This window comes from Methylophaga pinxianii (assembly GCF_020447225.1).
Taxonomy (GTDB): Bacteria; Pseudomonadota; Gammaproteobacteria; order Nitrosococcales; family Methylophagaceae; genus Methylophaga; species Methylophaga pinxianii.
Genome location: NZ_JAJAEO010000045.1, coordinates 1 through 374 on the forward strand (window position 1 = coordinate 1; position 374 = coordinate 374).

1 protein-coding gene is annotated in these 374 nt (G+C 45.5%); it reads right to left on the minus strand.

Translation table 11 applies throughout. The features are described from left to right. Positions 1-374: GTP-binding protein (locus LGT40_RS16765; protein WP_369075662.1), on the minus strand; the 374-nt coding region annotated here is incomplete at both ends.

Here is a 374-nt window from a genome sequence, read left to right on the forward strand (position 1 = left end):
GTGTCTTTGATACCAACGATTTCTAACTCGTCGCCAACTTTAACAATACCGCGCTCTACACGACCAGTTACAACCGTACCACGGCCAGAAATAGAGAATACGTCTTCAATAGGCATTAAGAATGCGCCATCAACCGCACGTTTTGGCTCTGGGAAGTATTCATCCATCGCTTGTGTTAAACGGTGAATAGATGGGGCACCAATCTCACTGGTATCACCTTCCAATGCTTTCAGGGCTGAACCAACAATGATTGGCGTGTCGTCACCTGGGAAATCGTATTTGTCCAATAACTCACGAACTTCCATCTCGACCAGTTCAATCAGCTCAGCATCATCAACCATGTCGGCTTTGTTCAAGTAAACAATGATATAGGG